This window comes from Planococcus beijingensis, assembly GCF_016820615.1.
Classification (GTDB): domain Bacteria; phylum Bacillota; class Bacilli; order Bacillales_A; family Planococcaceae; genus Planococcus; species Planococcus notacanthi.
On record NZ_JADHDZ010000005.1, the window covers coordinates 25,906 to 44,293 of the forward strand.

Below are 18,388 nucleotides of genomic sequence, written 5' to 3' on the forward strand. Positions count from 1 at the left end.
GCACCTCAAATCTTCAAAATTAAACTTTCAAAGCGCTTTCGACATGTTTGAACGCTTGTTCAAAATCAGCGATGATATCTTCGATGTTTTCGATGCCGCAGGATACTCGGATTAAGCCTTCAGGAATCCCCATTGCTGCACGTTCTTCCGGTGTACACTCCACATGGCTTGTCGTCCGCGCTGGTCCGACGGTCGTCTCCACTGCTCCCAGATTGGCTGCACGGTGGGCATATTGTAATTTTGGAAGAAGGTCCCGTACGGTATCAACGCCGCCTTTTACCGCAAAGCTGAGCATGCCTCCGAAATCTTTCATTTGTTTTTTCGCGATGTCATGATTAGGATGCGTTTCGAGCCCTGGATAGAAGACATCTTCAACCAATTCTTTTGTTTGAAGGTATTTGGCAAGTTCCATCGCATTTTTGCATTGCTCACGGACACGGAGGTGAAGTGTTTTCATGCCGCGCAAAGTCAAGTAAGCTGCCATCGGATCCATTGTCGCGCCGTTGATTTCACGGTAATGGTAAACTTGTTCAACAAGTTCATGGGAACCGACTAATACTCCGCCCAACGCATCTGCATGACCGCCGAGGAATTTTGTTGCGCTGTGAATGACCAGATCCACGCCAAGTTCAAGAGGGTTTTGGTTAATCGGTGTTCCAAATGTATTATCGATAATAACAAGAGCTCCTACTGCATGCCCTGCTTTTGCCATTCGTTCAATGTCAGTGATTTTAACCGTCGGGTTTGTCGGTGTTTCCAGGTAAAGAATTTTACAGCCTTTTGCGACTTCCGCCTCTATTGACTCATGATTGCCGGTCTCGGCCAAAGAGACTTCAATATTTTGCCGCGGAAGAAATTCTGTGAAGATTTTATTGGTGCCGCCGTAAGTGTCTTTTACTGAAACAATGCGATCGCCTGGCAGTAAGAATGTCGCTAAGGTGTTGCTGATTGCAGCCATCCCGGTAGAAAAGCTGGTGGCCGCTTCGGCACCTTCGAGAATTTTTACTTTATCTTCAAATGCTTGTACCGTCGGGTTTGTGTTGCGTCCGTAAATATGGCCCTTTTTCTTTCCGGTCGCCACATCGTACCACTCATCCATATCGTCATACGTATAAGCCACGCTTAATACTACGGGCACTTGAGTTGCTCCGTGAACCAAATATTCTTTTTCCCCTGCCCATACCGCTTTTGTTCCTACTTGAATGTCTTTGTGTGTCATATGACCACTCCTCTTAGTTTTTTTGTAATTCATGATTATTGTCAATTTCCATCCCTGCATGCTGCTTCATCAATTCGTGATAAGCAAACAAGGCAATGGCCGTATCCTGTACTCCGGTACCGGTTAAATCGCAAACCGTAATTTGGCCATCGTTATCACGCCCCTTCAACTCTTTGGAAGTTAATTGGCCAAGTTCTATTACTCCGGAAGCATCCTTTAAAGTCCCGCTGTCCAAAGCATGGTGCAATTCTCCAAGTTTGGCGCATTGCTCTTTCGTATCACAGACCACTTTATCCGCAGCTGCCAGGACTCCAGCTTCCAGTTCCTGTTTATGTTCAGCGTCAGAACCCATTGCTGTGATATGAAGACCGGGATGCAGCCATTCCGCTTTTACTATTGGTTCATTTGCCGGAGTCGTTGTTACCACCAAATCGCTGTTTCTGACCACTTGCTCGGCACTTTCTGCTGCTTGAACTTCTATGCCAAGTACTTTACCCATTTCTTCGGCGTATTGGCGGGCTCGCTCGGCAGACCTGGCATACACAAGAACTTTCTTGAAATCCCTGACCAATGCCAATGCTTTCACCTGGAATCTCGCCTGGCTTCCCGCTCCGATAACTCCGACAGTTTGGATGTCTTTTCGCGATAAGCAGTCTGCGGCAATAGCCCCAGCCGCCGCAGTCCGGACTTCAGTCAAATAACCATTATCCAGGAGAAGCGCTTGCGGAATACCGGTTTGCGTACTCATCAGCATCATGAAGCCATTACCGCTCGGCAAACCAAGTTTAGGATTATCAAAAAATCCGGAAGACACTTTGATGGCAAACATCTCTTTGCCTTTTACATAAGCAGTCTTCACATCCACTTCACCGTTTTGATCATAAATGTCTATCCTCATGATGGGCGGCATCTCCACCTGGCCCTGCACCAGTTTGGTAAAGCCATCTTCAATCACTTTTATAGCTTCCCGATTCAAAGTGATATATTGCTTCAGCTCCTGCTCCGTAAAGATTAACAATTTTGCAGCACCTCCTTGAATGGAGCTCACTATCTGATTAAGGTTTTATCTTTGACATACAGTCCTCTGGGCAGATTGGCAAAGGTTTCGCAGCCATTTTCTGTTACCCGGAAAGATTCGCTTATCTCAAAACCGGATTTGTCGCACCACATTCCTGGAATCATATGAAAAGTCATATTCGGCTGGAGAATCGTCCGGTCGCCTTTACGGATACTTGCTGTATGTTCGCCCCAATCCGGCGGATAGTTTAAGCCCATTGAATAACCGATTCGAGCTTCTTTCTCGTAGCCGTGTCTGGCAATTGACTTGGTCCAGGTTTCGCAAATTTCTTCCAAGGCAATTCCGGGTTTGATCATTGCAAGACATTTTTCAAGGCCTTCTAATGTCACATGGGCAAGTTTTTTCAATTCATCGCTCGGAGTTCCAATATGGACAGTCCGTGCCAATGGCGAATGATACCGTTTATAACAGCCGGCCAATTCTAAAATGACTGCTTCATCGTTCTTATAGCGGGCATCCGTCCATGTTAAATGAGGTGTCGATGTTTTTTCACCTGATGGCAACAGCGGCATGATAGCTGGATAATCCCCGCCGAATTCCTCTGTGCCGGTCACTTGCGCATGCAGGATCTGTGCGGCAACATCACATTCACGCACACCTTCATTGATCATCTCAATGCCCACATTCATCGCCTTTTCAGCAAATACAGCAGCTTGTTTCATGTAGTTGATTTCTTGATCCGATTTCACGATCCGTACCCAGTTCACCAATAAAGTCGCATCCTGGAAGCTTGCTTCCGGTAATCCTTTTTTCAACTGTTCATAACATTTTGCAGTGAAGTAATAATTTTCCATTTCAACTCCTACGCTGCGTTTCTCCTGTCCGATTTGCTTTAAAATATCGGATATGAAATCCATTGGATGCTTCGTATCCGACTGAACATACGTATCAGGGTAAGGAATGATGTTGTCATGGTACAGCCATGTAGTGATTTTTGCCGCATTTGCATCCATTGTCCGTCCCACCCAAATTGGCTGGTCTTCGTCATTAATGACAATCAGCATCTGATGTACATAAAATGACCAGCCATCGTAACCGGAGAGGTAGTTCATATTTGCCGGATCTGTGATAAGCAGAACTTCTATTCCTTTCGATGCCATTCGCTCTTTCGTCTTTCTAATTCTTTCTTGATACTCTGCTGTTCCAAATGACATGGAAACTTTCCCCTCCTCAATGAAGTTGAATTTGCTTTTCGAATTTTCGGAACACTATATCCGTAAATTCAGTATAGAGGTCCAGCCGCGAAACTATCATCTGCAATATTGTATGAAAATATAAATTTATTGTAGTCAAATTTTCTAATTATTCCATCATTTATTCAGGCAACAAAAACCGCCATCCGGACTCTGTATTAAAAGCCCGGATGGCGGTTTATCCATTTATATTTTCTGCCACTCCGATTTCCCAAGTCTTTAGGCTTAAATCCAACAAGAATAAATCATCGGGATCAATAAGAGAATGCCCTGTCAGTGATTCGATTTTTCTGAGGCGGTACAATAAAGATTGGCGATGTAAACTCAAAGCCCTTGCTGCCTGGCTGACATTTCCATGGTTCTGGTTGTAGGATTTCAAAGTTCCGATCAAATCCATATTTCGCTGTTTGTCATAATCAACAAGTGGTTTGATAGTTGCCATGATCACTTTTTTCATTTCCTCATTTTGAGCGAGGGTCAAAAGGACACGGTCTATACGGGTATCACTATAGAACATGCACTGGCCTCTCCCTTTTTTCCGTCGGCCTATCTCCAATGCAATCTTGGCATGATGGTAACTTTCGGACAATCCTTGAAAACTTTCGCTGTAATCTCCAACTCCCCAAGAAATGGTGACTTCCGGCAAGAGGTTCCTTAGACGGCGATTCACCAAATCCAGGAAATTGATGACATTCTCATAATCTGTTTCAGCCGGCTTTTCCAGATAAATCAGCAATTGGTTTCCTTGATAAGTCATCATCACTTCTCTTTTCAACGACTGGGCCGCAAAATAGATTTCTTCTTCAATATAGCGGATCATGCTTTCTGTCCACTGGGTATAAGAATCGTAATCCTGTTTACGCTTCTCAAACAGCTCTTTGAAATTTTCAGGATATCCGATCAGGCTGATGTAAGGCAAATCGAGATTATATCCCAGCAGTTTGGCCCTTGAAAGTGCCTGGTCCGCAGAAACAAATTCCCCTTTGGCCACTTCCTGTACAAAATCGCTGCGCAGGTTTATTTTTGTTTCTTCAATGGCATTTTTCCGGGAAAGCCACAACGATATGGTCGTCGCCGCATGTTCAAGCACCGCAATCCTGTAATGCGTCAAATAAGAAACTACTGGTAGTTCCTTCGGTAATACCACAAAAATATAGCCTTGTGGATCTTCTGAAACTTGCAGAACCGGAATTTGTAAGATCAATCGATCATCCAAATCTGCCGTCCGGAATTTTTGGAGCATGGGATCGTTGTTCACCAAATCCGCTTCTTTCCGAATCGGAAAATCGCCGTTAATTACTGCATTTTTCCATTTTTCCATAAAGGCTTGTGTGTATCCGCTTTTAACCTGTGCGGATCCATTTCGGTCAGTTATCAGAAGTTGGCAGTCAATCTGCCTTTGAATGTATTTTGAAATATGATCCAAATCTGTATCACCGAGAATAAGTTTCAGCAATTCCCGCTGTACTTTCTCCGATCTCTCACGGTCTTTGTATTGTGTATCATTGATGTCCCTCATTACTTCTTCGATAATAGTGGAAAATCTCACTTCCCAAGGAAGTTCAATAAGGACGAAGTTCTGCTGTTCAGCCAGTTCAACGACTTCTGTAGGAATATCAAAAACATGGCGGCCAATGGCTATCATCAGCGCCGAAGCATTTGAATCGATGATGTCTTGGACAAAACTTTTAAAGTTCTCTACATCGTTATGGCATCCGATAGCAGTCGTCAGGACAACTTCATTCTGACGGACAAAGTTCTCAACTGGCATCTCCATTACAGATATCCACTGAACGTTACAATCAGCCACAGAATCTTTTGCCGTTAAAACGCGGGCATTTTTTAAAATCTCATAGTTTAATACGCTCTCTACCGTCAATTGCATGGAATCCCCCTTTGCGCTTAAACAGATTTCTTTTCGCTGCAAACAAATAAAGCTTCAGCCAAATTGATAACTCTGATTATAGCACTGCAGAAAATGCGGGGAAACATTAATCTGTATTATCAAATTTCATTTTCTGTCGAAAAGAGCCATACCGGAAACGCCTGGTTCTGTCATTTCATAGGGACTCAGAATAAGATCAAGATCTTCTTCCGTCAACACTTTGTAGATTAAACACAATTCACGGACAGATTTCCCCGTCAAAATAGCTTCTCTGGCAATCCCGGTCGCTGCTTCATAACCGATATGAGGATTTACTGCTGTAATGGTACCTACACTTTTTTCAACGTATTGCTTTAAACGGTCTTCATTTGCCTCAATATCTTTTAAGCAATAATGTGTGAAAGCATAAAATGCATTATTCATGATGCTGATGGACTGCAGTAAGTTAAAAACCATTACCGGTTCCATGACATTCAATTCCAGCTGGCCGGCTTCAGAAGCCAAACAAATCGTGTGGTCGTTGCCGATTACTTGAAAAGCGACTTGGTTAATCATCTCCGGCAATACTGGATTGACTTTTCCAGGCATAATGGAAGATCCGGGCTGTCTGACCGGCAAAAAGATTTCACTTAAGCCTGCTCTTGGTCCAGAAGCCATCAATCTGAGATCGTTTGCGATTTTCGACATATTCATCATACAGACTTTCAGCACGCCAGATACTTCAGTATAGGCATCGGTATTTTGTGTCGCGTCCACCAGATGTTCTGCTGGTGTCAGCGGCAGTCTGCTGATATCCGCCAAATGTTTTATGACTTTCCTGATGTAGCGGGGATCGGCATTCAGCCCTGTGCCGACAGCGGTGGCACCCATATTGACTTCGTATAAATGCTGTCTCGATTGCTGAATCCGTTTAATATCCCGGCCGAGCACACGGCTATAGGCTTCGAATTCCTGCCCAAGTCGGATTGGGACGGCATCTTGGAGATGTGTTCTTCCCATTTTTATGACATGGTCGAATTGCTTCGCTTTTTCTTTAAAGGCGGAATGCATTCCTGCCATTGTCTGCAATAGCTTGTCTACTGAATTCAATGTCGCGATATGGATGGCCGTCGGGAAAACATCGTTTGTGGATTGGGACATATTGACATGGCTATTGGGACTGAGTTCCGAATACGTTCCTTTCTCTTTCCCCATCAATTCCAAAGCACGATTAGCCACTATTTCGTTCATATTCATATTCATTGATGTTCCGGCTCCACCTTGTATGGGATCCACGATAAAATGGTCATGCCAATTACCTTTGATAATTTCATCTGATGCCTGGACGACGGAATTGCCCAAGTTTTCGGGCAAACGTTTTATATCCATATTTGCCAAAGCAGCCGCTTTTTTTACAATAGCCAACGCTACAATCAACTCTTCATGAACACGATAACCAGTGATTGGAAAGTTCTCAACAGCACGCATAGTCTGAATGCCATAGTATGCCTCTCGCGGCACTTTTTTCGAACCCAAAAAATCGCTTTCTATTCTTGTTGCTGCATCCTCAGCTCTACTTGTCATAAGGTCACTCTTCCTTTTCGAAAGTATATTTTTGAATTAATTCGAGTAAAATTGCAATATCCACGTTTTGCCCGGTGATGATCACTACAAGAGCTCCATTTTGGTGAGGGATTTGATTGCCCAATACGGCAGCAATACCTGTAGCCGCTGCACCTTCCATGATAATACGCTGCTTGTCCATCATATAAGCCATGGCATAGCCAATTTCGTCTTCAGGAATCAACACTATTTGATCCATGAATTCTCCAACCATATCAAAAGTATAGTGGTTATCGAGACCGATTCCGCCAAGCAGACTGTCCGCGAGCGTTTCACTTTCTTCCATTTCCAGCGGTTTACCTGCTTTTAAGCTTTCATGCATGACAGCGGATCGTTCCATTGAAACTCCGGTTATACGGGTTTCTGGATTGTTCGTTTTTATAGCCAAGCCGATACCCGAAAGCAGGCCTCCTCCTGATAATGGAACCAGCACATCTGCCAAATTTGGTACATCCTCTAAAAGTTCCAAGCCGATGGTTCCTTGTCCGGCAATAACGTAAAGATCGTCAAATGGTTCGATCACTGTGTAGCCTCGTTCCTTTTCCAGTTCAAAACAGCGCACACTGGCAGCATCCTGGCTTTTTCCCACCACTTCTATTCGAGCGCCCAGTCTTTTCAATGAATCCACTTTCGCTTTTGGGACACGATTTGAAATGCAGACCACTGCCTCAATCCCCAGTTTTTGTGCTACATATGCGACCGCCATGCCGTGGTTTCCGGTCGAATATGTCGTGACTCCCCGCCTTTTTTCTTCTTCACTTAAGCTTAAGATTTTATTGGCCGCTCCTCTTATTTTAAAAGCACCAATATCATGAGTATTCTCCAGTTTCAAATAAACCGGCCGACCCAATCTTTCCGATAAGACCGAAGACTCGATTAAAGGTGTTTTCTTTACAAGAGAAGCGATTCGCTTTCGTGCTTCCCATACTTCTTTTATTCCCATTTTTCTGCTCAAGCAAAAAACTCCTTTCTGTGCATCTATCCACTAACTAAATCTTAGTCTTCCTTATTGAATATATCTATTGCTCATAATGGCTAGTTTATCAATTAATTTTTCATACAACTTAATTGATAAGATGAAGAAAACAAGCCACGAAAATTCCTGCGGCTTGTTTTCTTATTTCCATATTAAGTTTTAATTTTCCAAGTTCTTCAGCTACTGTCTTCTCCTGGCATTATTGATGAAACGGATTTTTCCATTCCATCAGCAATGCATAATTCTCAGACTCTTCATCTTCCACATAATTGGCTGCCACGGTTACCGGTGTTCTCCCACAACGCAGCAGAAAAGAAATCACGGGGTCTTTCAGTTTTCCGGCGATGACCTGCTCCGCATACTGTTCTGCCGTGAGCTTGTCTGAAAAATTATGGTATCCCGGCATTCTGCCACCGCCGAGCAAGCGCTCCAGTCCATTGTGCACCACTTGTTCATACATCGCCTGCATCAGAAGCTGCCCCAACTTCAATGACCGGTATTTCGGCCGGACACAGATATCAACGATATACAATGTTGTGCCACCAGGCTTGTGGTTTCGGATGGAGCCATTGTCTGTCGCTTCCTGCCATGTATGCTCCGGATGAGCAGGATCAAAGTCCGTCAGCAATGCTGTCATCGAACCCGCCATTTCTCCTTCCACTTCAATGCACAAGGCTCCTTGCGGATACAAAGCTACATGGTTCGCCAATTGCTGTTCATTCCACCAGAGGTCCGAAGAGAATGGGGGCGGAAAACTTTCCTTTTGAATGGCAATCAGTTCCGGAAAATCAGACTTTCCGTAATTACGGATCTCTGCCTTCACCGGCTTTTCATTGTCAAAGACATATTGCTTCTTGTTATACACATGCCTCTCCCCTTTCTTATCTTTATCATACGACACCGCTGGTTACTGAAACCACAAAGCGTTCTGACCGTTGGAACTTTCATATAAAACGGCTACAGGCAAACTCAGATAGATTGAGTTTGCCTGTAGCCAGAAAAGTGCTCAACGTGGAGCAGCCTTTTATTGAACTGATTAAATTGGCGGCAGGATATTCGGACCGCCTATGACCATGACACCAAGTAGGCCGGTGCATACAACTGACAGCAGAAACAGTTTTGTTTTCATCATTTCAATTCACCGCCATTCTCTTCCCGACAAGATTGGTAAAAATAAGCTTTTTCCCAATCTTCTTGTTTTTGGTAATAAGCTGCTAATTCAGCTGCAATAGTTTTCGTTTCCTTTATATAACCATGTTTTCTGAAAAATGGAAACATTTTTTCTTCAGAATAGGTCAAAAGATCTGGTTGGGAAAAATTTCTTTTATCGAAGTAATTGGCATAAATATGAAAGTATTTATCCTTTAATGGATTGCTGATTGCTTTCAGTTCCTCAATCAGCAGCGTGGCATTTTGGCCTGTTTCAACCATTGCTTCCAATAAACTTAATAGTACAGCTTTGTAGAAATAACTGTCGGGAGTTATTTTGTCTTTTAATGCATGCAGTATTTCTAAGGCTTCCCCATGCTCGCCTTTGATTTTCAGCAACTCGGTGTAGTTGTAGAGTGTTTGGTTATGCAATTCCATTTGTTTCGTCAAGTGCGTGTTGCGAATCAGCACTTCGTAAATGCTTTCTGCCTGGACCAGCAGGTTTCTTCGCGTATAATTGATGGCCAATAGCATTTGCGCATGCAGGAGCCGGATGTAATTATGGTGAAGCTGGAAAGATCGTACCGCCAGTTCTGCGTAATGCGCAGACAACTCATAGCGGTCAGCCAGCACCAGCATGCGTGCCTTCTGATAATAAAATTCTCCTTCAAACTTTTGAGGAATGCTTTGGATCCCCGAATCCAGGTTGTTTAGGAATTCGAGCGAACGGCTGTTGTCTCCCAACATCGAGAAGTACAGCGATTGAAAAAACTGATGTACCCAAAGCTCTGCTGCCAAGAAAGAGGCTTTCATGCGCTCCAGCAGCTTTTTTTGCCGCTCTGCCTTGACTCTGTCATTGTCATAAATATAAAAACGGAATTTATACAATTCGTACTGGTTCACCAACCCGGTGGATTGTATATAATCATTTTCCACTTCAAGCTGCTGGTACAAATTGCGCATGGTTTCAAGATCGTAATGAAGAGAGCAGTCAACAAATCTCCCGAGCAGTTTTTCCAGCCGCTTATGCTTTTCCAGTTCTTTGTTCAATTGGACGCCCATTTTCAACAACAATGCCTTGATAGTGGATTCGTGCGGCAAATAAGCATTGGATTCGATTTTGCTCAAATGAGAAATCGAACAGATGCCATCTGCCAATTGAGATTGCGTTAAATTGTTTTTCGAGCGGTAATATTTGATAATCGAGCCGACGTTCATAATTTCACCCTTTTTTACAGATTAAAAGAAATATACCATAAAAAAACAATCCCTACATTTTTGAAGGGATTGTTTGGCATTTAAAGTTGTAACTGCTTATTGTACACGTGAGAAACCAAAGCCTGATGCATAATCATCGCCAACGCCAGCACCTGATCCAGAAAGGATGTCATATGCTTTTGCACGATTTTGCAGGTTTGTACGAATTTGGACGTTTGAAGAATTTGGAGTTGTTGCCCAAATTTTTGCTGCAAGGCCTGCTGCATGCGGCGAAGCCATTGAAGTTCCGCTGATTGTTGCATAGCCGCCTGTATACCAAGCAGAGTATACCGCTGCTCCAGGAGCTGAGACTTCAACATCGTATTTGCCGATGGAGTAATCGCCATCTGTAGAGCTATAGCCGCGTGAAGAGAAATCCGCTACACGGTATGTGCCGTTCTGGATAACGTTCTCAAGTGCCGCAACTGCTACGGCATTCGGCAATGCGCCCGGGAAGCCGATTGACCCTTGTGCAGGACCTGAGTTACCGGCTGCTGCAATGATCAATACCCCTTTGTTATATGCATAGTTGACTGCGTTTGTAATCAAGCTGCTTTCCGCAGAAGATCCTAAAGACATATTGATGACTACTTTTGTTTTTAAAGCAGTGGCCTGGTCTGCAACGTGGCGAATCGCTGCAGCGATATCATCGGAAGAACCTGACCCATCGTCGCCTAATACCTTATAAGCCCAAAGATCGGATTGAGGAGCCACTCCATATAATCCTCCATTACCATTCGCAAGAGCTGAACCGGCTACGTGCGTGCCATGCCCTTGGCGATCTGTACACGTGCCGTTTGTGATGCTTGCGCCGAGAGTAAAGTCTTTACATTGTTCAATATTGCCCGATAGATCAGGATGATTCACATTAACCCCAGTATCCAGAACGGCGATATTGATGCCTGCACCACCTGATGTCTTGGCCAGGCTGGAGTTATTATAGATTGCTTTAATGCCCCATGGCGTTGCTTGAGAAGCAGCCATTGTTGAATACTTAGCAAGCGGTTCAGAAGATGTTGCTTCAATGCTGTATTCAGGAACTTTTTCTACTTTTATATTTTTGTTTTTCTGGAGAGCCTCATATTGCTTTGTGTTCATATTGGTGGTGAATCCTTCACCTTTAAAATCCCATTGGACCCCGTATTGGTTTTTCGCATTTTTCAGGTCCTGTTGATTTGCCGAATCGACGAGTACACGGAATTTCTCATTGCCATTCGCTTTTTCAGTAGAGTCCCCGTTAGCGCTGACACCCATTGCCGGTATTAGCAAAGTAGCTGCCAACATTGCCGTCGTAATGAATTTTGCTGATTTCTTCATCGTTCAATCCCCTTTTCCAATATGGTATATGGCTGTTAGGATCCAGGAGCGGCGTCCCGCACCTTAACGTAATCCCGGTTGGTGAACCTGCCATACACTTACGTTAGCAGAACATCCGTTTTTCCGTAATTGGGAAATTCTCAAGAAAATTTCGGCCATAAAACGATTATGAGCTTATATACTCATACATTTGTACCTATTTATTTTCCACATCAAAAACCTCCTCATTGTTAAGTAAAACAATGAGGAGGCTTAATTTACCTGCTATGCTATCCATAAATTTCTTTTTTCATAAAATAGATGCATGCTTCATAAGGTTGAAGCACCCCTTTAACCCGTTTTTCGTAATTGGTCAGAAGAAGTTCAGCATCATACGGCGTATTCCATGTGCAAGGGCGTTCGCTTAAATTGGAAGCAATCAGCATTTTGGTATAGCGGTCTTCCCGTACATAAGCATAGACATCGGGGCAACCGGAATCCGTCAAATTGGTCGTTCCGTAGACCAGCACATCCCAGTTTTGCCGCAGGTGAATCATCTTTTTATAATAAGACCAAATGGATTTCGGGTCGTCTTTCTGAGCTTCTACATTCAGCCATTTATAATTTGGGTTTACTGCCAGCCATGGTTCGGCAGTTGAGAAGCCACCGTATTTCCTGCTGTTCCATTGCATCGGCGTACGGGCATGGTCCCGGCTGATTGTTTTGATGATTTTCATCAAATCTTCATGGGGAACGCCTTCTTTGCGGTTGTACCGGTACATATTTTTGGTTTCAATGTCATTGTACATATCAATATCATCAAACGGCGCATTGGTCATCCCGATTTCCTGCCCTTGATAGATGAATGGCGTGCCCTGCATGAAAAAGTACATGCATCCCAATGCCGTTGCGCTTTCAAACCAATAATCCCGATCATTCCCCCAAATGGAAACCGTTCTTGGGCGGTCATGGTTTTCAAGGTACAGGGAGTTCCACGCGACACCGTGGGCTGCTTTTTGCCAGCGGTCCAGAACTTCTCTTAAATCTTCTACGTCCAATCCGCCATTAACTTCATCACTGGCTGCTTCCAAGGCTTCTCGATGGAAAATCATATTGAATTTTCCCTCATGCTCACTGATCCATTGTTCCATGTCATGTGATTTAACGCTGTTTGCTTCGCCAACTGTGACAATATCATAACCCGAAAAAGCTTTCTCTTTCAATTCTGCCAGCATTTCCTGCAGACCTTCCACTTCCGTGAATTTTTCCCAAGCTGGAACATACGGAAGGTTTTTAGGATTTGGCATATCGCTGTATTCTTTCTTTATATGGTTGATAGCATCTACACGGAAACCATCAACTCCTTTATCCAGCCACCAGCGGATCATTTCATAGACGGCTTTGCGCATATCTTCATTTTCCCAATTCAAATCCACTTGGTTTTTGGTGAAGATATGGAGATAGTATTGATTGGATTTCGGGTCAAAAGTCCATGCTGGTCCCCCGAAAATACATTCCCAATTGGTTTGCTGATCCCGCCAGACATACCAATCGCGTTTTGTGCTGTCTTTAGAAGAGCGCGATTCCACAAACCACGGGTGCTGGTCACTTGTATGATTAATGACCAGATCAATGATAAGCCGCATTCCTCTTTTATGGACTTCCTCGAGCAGGCGTTCAAAATCCTCCATTGTTCCCATTTCTTCCATGATGGCCTGATAATCGCTGATATCATAGCCATTATCCACGTTGGGAGATTTATACATCGGACATATCCAAATAATATTAATGCCCAGCTCATCCAAATAATCCAGTTTTTCAGTCACGCCATTTAAATCCCCGATTCCATCACCATTTGAATCATTAAAGCTCCGTGGATAAATTTGATAGACTACGGCTTCTTTCCACCAGGTTTTTTTCACATTCCTCTCCCTCTTCCTACCATTGGAAATCGCTACTATCGTTTCATTTTCCTTGAGCAGCTTCAAATTCTATCAATTAATAGTTGCCACTTGTGCTTTCAAATTTTCCGGCCATTTCCAACCACTGATGTCCGCCGCCTCTGAGACATGATGCGGCTTGCTCGCACCCACGATTGCAGAAGTAACTGCCGGCTGGTTCAACGTCCATGCCAATGCAAACTGAGATAATTGGCAATCCTGCTCAGCTGCCAATTCTTTATAGGCAGCGACCCGTTCAAAATTAGCTTCCGTAAAATAACGCTGAATGAGGCCTTCTCCTTTTGCTGCACGGCTGCCTTCGGGCATATCGCCTTTTGCTTTATATTTTCCGGACAGCACGCCTCGCGCCATAGGGCTGTAGACAAACAGCCCCGTTTTTTCAGCAGCGCAATAAGGGACTACTTCTCTTTCCAATTCACGCGATAATAGATTATATTCGGATTGGCTTGAGATGAAATGCTCGAGACCATGAAAATCACTGATTCCTTTTGCTTTCGCCATTTGCCAGGCAGCAAAATTCGAACAGCCGATATAGCGGACCTTCCCCTGCCTCACCAAATCCGTCAGCGCAGACAAAGTTTCTTCCAATGGAGTCGTTTCATCAAAGCGGTGCACTTGGTACAAATCAATCCACTCGGTCTGAAGACGCCTCAACGACTCTTCTGCCTGCTGCATGATATGAAGCTTTGAAAGCCCTTGTTGGTTCGGGCTTTGGCCCATCGGCAATCCGACTTTTGTGGCTAGGATTGTCTGATTTCGCTTTCCTTTCAAGTACTTGCCGACAATTTCTTCACATTCTCCTGTCCCATATTTAAACGGTTCATCCTGTCCCTTGCCATAAAAATTGGCGGTATCGATCACATTGATTCCTCGATCCATCGCTACATCCATTATTTCAAATGAAGCCCGTTCATCTATCCAACGCCCAAAAGCCATGGTTCCCAAACTTATCGCTGAAATCTTCATTCCTATTTTTCCTAAGTGTCTGTATTCCACCCAATCCCCCCTAACGCTTATGGTCCGTAATTCCGCAGCAATTCCTTTACCTTTTCTATTCAATATTCATATGGGAATTCCTGCAATTAACCCTTTTATTTATCGGATAATTCCAAATACTTTGCTTCGTAAAATAAAAACAGCTACCTGAAGAAAGGGTAGCTGCTGCGGTTATTGATTCTGCTTATACTCTTCAAAGACTTTCGCTGCAAATCCGGCGACATAATCACTTCCGCCATTGTCTTCAATAGATTCAATCATCATTGCGAGAATAAAGTCCGGCTGATCGGAATCATACGCAACGAAAAAGCCGTTTTCCTGACCTTCTTCTCCGATTGCACCTTTCAATTCAGCAGTACCGGTTTTACCGGCAATTTTAACAGAAGAACTATTGGCTGACTGGGCGTAGCCGTCCACTACAACATTACGCATCCCTTTGCGCAGTATCGCAGCATTTTCTGCACTCAGCACTCCCTCTTTCCATACCTGCCCTTTCTCCTCTTCCATATACAGCAGCGGCTTATACATGATGCCGTCTGTCAGGAAGGGCTGATACATCGTAGCCAGATGAAGAATATTCGTCAGCATCTGTCCTTGGCCGAAAGAAGTATCGGCCAGTTGGCCTTCAGATCCTAAAGTGCCTTCATTGGAAATCTGTGAAGGCTGCAATTCCAGGGCAAAGGGAATTTCCTCACCAAACCCGAAGTTCTTCAAACCTGCTACAAATGTTTCATTGCCCATTTCGAGCGCTTGGCGGGCAAAATAGATATTGTCCGAATACACCAATGCTTTATTCAAATCGATGGGATTCGGTGCTTCCGGATGCAGTCGGGATACCCGGTAATCTCCCCAAGAACCATCTTTTTGCCAGGTTGCTCCGTCAATCTGCAGACCTTGCGCCGGATCAAGCGCCCCCGCTTCCATGCCGATAGCGGCTGTCACGGGTTTGATGGTCGAACCTGGGGCATATGCTGCTCCAAAACGGTTGAAAAGCGGATTCAAGGGATCTTCGCTCAATTCCTTGAAGCGGCTTTCACTGATGCCCAACATGTATTCGTTCGGATCATAAGCCGGTGAGCTGACCAATACAAGCGTTTCTCCCGTTTCCGGATTGACCGCTGCACTGGTGCCTGCTTCCCCTTTCATCGACTCATAGGTCGATTTCTGGAGTTCGGCATCAATCGTCAAGATGATTGTTTCCCCGTTTTCAGCCGGCGTTTCAGCGACCGTCACCTCTTCCCCGTTCTCCCCTTGCTTGGCAATGACGATTTTTACGCCGTTGGCCCCATGAAGACGCTCTTCCAAGATTTGCTCGAGGCCTCTTCTGCCGATCGAGTCAGTATCTGTATACCCTTGCTCTTTCAATTCCTCTAACTTCTCAGCAGTGATAGGTCCAATGTAGCCACTTAAATGGCCAAGAGCTTCCCCGTATGGGTATTCACGCATCGCGGTTTCCTGATAAGTGGCGCCTGGAATCGCTGTGGCTTTTTCCAATAACTCCGTATCGTTTTTAGCTGCTTTCGAAATCGGAACAAACTGATTGTCCTGAACCCAGCTTTGCCCCAGTTTCTCATCGATAGAAGCCACCGAAACCCCTAGTACATTTGCCAGGTCTTCTTTGGCAGAGGCTTCCGTAAAGTTCTCAGGAACCACCCCGATATTAAAGCCGGTTCCGTTGATGGCAATCGGCTGCTTGTTGCGGTCCAGTATTTCTCCGCGCACCGATTTTGTTGTAGATACTTGAACCTCGTCTCCTTTTTCCAACTGCTCAAAGATAAAGGACGGATCCCATTCAACAAACCAATCTTCAGTTTCTTCTTTCGTTTCAAATAACAACGTCATCGACTTCTCAAATTCAACTGGCCCTGCCAGTGTATCCATCTTCACTTGCACAGGAAAGTCTGCTGGTTTTTCCGTATCCCATTTTGCATCCTCATCCGGTTTTGTATAAGTCACTTCAACATTCTCAATTGCCAGATCTTCATAAAGCTTTTGCTGCCGTTCGACAAAATCTTCTGAAGCATAGGCTTCTTTCGTACCGCTATTTAAATAAGCAGTGTACATCTCCGAAAACTCTCCATTGTTCCAATGCTCTATGTATTCCTTCAGCCTGTCTTCAGGTGTCGCCTGTTGCTGGCAACCAGCCAAAAAAATCAGGACAGCTAACGCCAGGATAATTGAAAATTTCTTTGCCATACAATAACCCCCAATTGTTTTCTTTATTTTACCAATAAACAACATCAAGGTGAAAGAATAAAAGCTTTAATTCAAAAGAGGAAGAAGAAAAAGCAGATTATTTGCCCATCCATCTGAGTACTGGGCAGTCGATTTTTCTTAAAGAGATCTTTGAACGCGCTTTTCATAGCATAAAACTTCCGCTATTTCTGGTTTTAATATGGTAAACTGATTAACAAAAGACAGGAGGGTGAATATGGTTAAAGTTACATTTTCAGAGTCTATCGGCTCTGTACTGACAATTGAAAAAAGAGCGCAATTAAAACAGATTCATGAAAACCTTTATAAGAAAGAAGGAAAAGGTTCAGATTTCCTTGGCTGGCTGGATTGGCCAAGTACACTCGATGAGGAATTCTTGGCAAAGGTCGAGAAAACAGCTGCCCAAATTCGTGACAACGCGGATGTATTGGTCGTTATCGGCATCGGCGGTTCGTATCTCGGTGCTAAAGCTGTATTATCAGCATTGGATCCTTATTTCAGTAAGGAATCGGGGCTGGAAGTTTTATTTGCAGGACATCAGGTCAGCGGTGAATACTTAAAACAATTGCTTGCACATCTTGATGGCAAACGCGTCATGGTGAATGTCATTTCCAAATCAGGAAAAACGACAGAGCCCGCTATTGCGTTCCGTTTCCTGAAGGATTATATGGAAAAACGTTACGGCCAGGAAGCAGCTGAACGGATCATCGTCACAACTGATGCTGAAAAAGGCGCATTGCTGACACTTGCTGAAGAAAATGGCTATGAACGCTTTGTGGTGCCTGCAGATGTAGGCGGCCGCTATTCTGTTTTCACTGCTGTCGGATTAGTGCCGATTGCAGCGGCGGGCTATTCCATCCGCGAGTTAATCGCAGGAGCTGCCAATGCTGAAGAACTGTACAATAACACTGATGCGGATGAAAATCCTGCACTGCAATACGCAGCCGTCCGCCACCAGCTTTATGTGGAAGGCTATACCACTGAAGTGATGGCAACTTTCGAACCAAAACTTTCTTTCGTCCAGGAATGGTGGAAGCAATTGTTCGGCGAAAGTGAAGGCAAAGAAGGCAAAGGGATTTTCCCTGCCTCCGTCTCCTTTACAACAGATCTTCATTCTATGGGACAGTACATCCAGGATGGCAAACGCAATTTGTTTGAAACTTTCCTGCTGGTCCAGGAAGCAAATGAAGACCTCACAATTTTTGAAGCAGAAAACGATGACGACGAATTGAATTATATGGCTGGACTTTCCTTGCAGGAATTCAATCATGTGGCCTACAAAGGCACATCAAGCGCACATTTGGATGGCGGCGTCCCTCAACTCAGCCTAACGATTCCTAAAATTAACGAATACCACCTAGGCCACTTGCTGTATTTCTATATGCTGGCATGTGCCTACAGTGCCTATCTGCTCGATATCAACCCGTTCGATCAGCCAGGAGTAGAAGATTACAAGAACAACATCTTCAAACTATTGAACAAACCTGGATTTTAATGTAATAAATAAAAGCTGACCTCAAGGGGTCAGCTTTTTTGGTGTTTGATTTGTGTTAACTAAAACA

At 44.2% G+C, this 18,388-nt stretch carries 13 protein-coding genes; 1 reads left to right on the forward strand and 12 read right to left on the reverse strand.

Features of this window, described 5'->3' with window-relative positions; all coding sequences use genetic code 11:
- Window positions 1-19 precede the first annotated feature (19 nt).
- From IRE19_RS13245 to IRE19_RS13300, 12 genes are all read right to left on the reverse strand, one after another.
- Window positions 20-1,219, reverse strand: a complete 1,200-nt coding sequence (locus tag IRE19_RS13245) for a cystathionine gamma-synthase family protein (protein ID WP_203340774.1) — start codon at window positions 1,217-1,219, stop codon at window positions 20-22.
- Between the two features lie 13 nt (window positions 1,220-1,232).
- Complete coding sequence (locus IRE19_RS13250) at window positions 1,233-2,237, reverse strand: cyclodeaminase (protein ID WP_203340775.1); 1,005 nt, start codon at window positions 2,235-2,237, stop codon at window positions 1,233-1,235.
- 29 nt (window positions 2,238-2,266) lie between these two features.
- On the reverse strand, window positions 2,267-3,451 hold the full coding sequence (locus tag IRE19_RS13255; RefSeq protein ID WP_203340776.1) for a M24 family metallopeptidase: 1,185 nt from the start codon (window positions 3,449-3,451) through the stop codon (window positions 2,267-2,269).
- A gap of 217 nt (window positions 3,452-3,668) precedes the next feature.
- The gene (locus IRE19_RS13260; protein WP_203340777.1) at window positions 3,669-5,375 is read right to left on the reverse strand and encodes a PucR family transcriptional regulator; all 1,707 of its coding nucleotides are present in this window, start codon (window positions 5,373-5,375) and stop codon (window positions 3,669-3,671) included.
- Between the two features lie 126 nt (window positions 5,376-5,501).
- A complete protein-coding gene (aspA, locus tag IRE19_RS13265) occupies window positions 5,502-6,938 on the reverse strand; it encodes an aspartate ammonia-lyase (RefSeq protein ID WP_203340778.1) in 1,437 nt (478 codons plus the stop codon).
- 4 nt (window positions 6,939-6,942) lie between these two features.
- On the reverse strand, window positions 6,943-7,932 hold the full coding sequence (gene eutB / locus IRE19_RS13270; RefSeq protein WP_238943228.1) for a hydroxyectoine utilization dehydratase EutB: 990 nt from the start codon (window positions 7,930-7,932) through the stop codon (window positions 6,943-6,945).
- 220 nt (window positions 7,933-8,152) lie between these two features.
- Window positions 8,153-8,818 (reverse strand): GNAT family N-acetyltransferase, encoded by a 666-nt coding sequence (locus IRE19_RS13275; RefSeq protein ID WP_203340779.1) that lies wholly within the window; start codon window positions 8,816-8,818, stop codon window positions 8,153-8,155.
- 263 nt (window positions 8,819-9,081) lie between these two features.
- The gene (locus tag IRE19_RS13280; protein WP_203340780.1) at window positions 9,082-10,320 is read right to left on the reverse strand and encodes a helix-turn-helix domain-containing protein; all 1,239 of its coding nucleotides are present in this window, start codon (window positions 10,318-10,320) and stop codon (window positions 9,082-9,084) included.
- A 96-nt stretch (window positions 10,321-10,416) separates the two neighbouring features.
- A complete protein-coding gene (locus IRE19_RS13285; RefSeq protein ID WP_203340781.1) occupies window positions 10,417-11,676 on the reverse strand; it encodes a S8 family peptidase in 1,260 nt (419 codons plus the stop codon).
- A gap of 269 nt (window positions 11,677-11,945) precedes the next feature.
- Window positions 11,946-13,577 carry an alpha-amylase family glycosyl hydrolase gene (locus tag IRE19_RS13290; protein ID WP_203340782.1) on the reverse strand — a complete coding sequence of 544 codons (1,632 nt, stop codon included), beginning with the start codon at window positions 13,575-13,577 and terminating at the stop codon, window positions 11,946-11,948.
- Between the two features lie 72 nt (window positions 13,578-13,649).
- The gene (locus tag IRE19_RS13295; protein ID WP_238943229.1) at window positions 13,650-14,582 is read right to left on the reverse strand and encodes an aldo/keto reductase; all 933 of its coding nucleotides are present in this window, start codon (window positions 14,580-14,582) and stop codon (window positions 13,650-13,652) included.
- Window positions 14,583-14,783: 201 nt separating this feature from the next.
- The gene (locus tag IRE19_RS13300; protein ID WP_203340784.1) at window positions 14,784-16,808 is read right to left on the reverse strand and encodes a penicillin-binding transpeptidase domain-containing protein; all 2,025 of its coding nucleotides are present in this window, start codon (window positions 16,806-16,808) and stop codon (window positions 14,784-14,786) included.
- Window positions 16,809-17,043: 235 nt separating this feature from the next.
- Between IRE19_RS13300 and IRE19_RS13305 the strand changes: the two genes are divergently transcribed.
- Window positions 17,044-18,321: a glucose-6-phosphate isomerase gene (locus IRE19_RS13305; RefSeq protein ID WP_203340785.1), complete on the forward strand. Its 1,278-nt coding sequence runs from the start codon at window positions 17,044-17,046 to the stop codon at window positions 18,319-18,321.
- The last annotated feature ends 67 nt before the right edge of the window (window positions 18,322-18,388 follow it).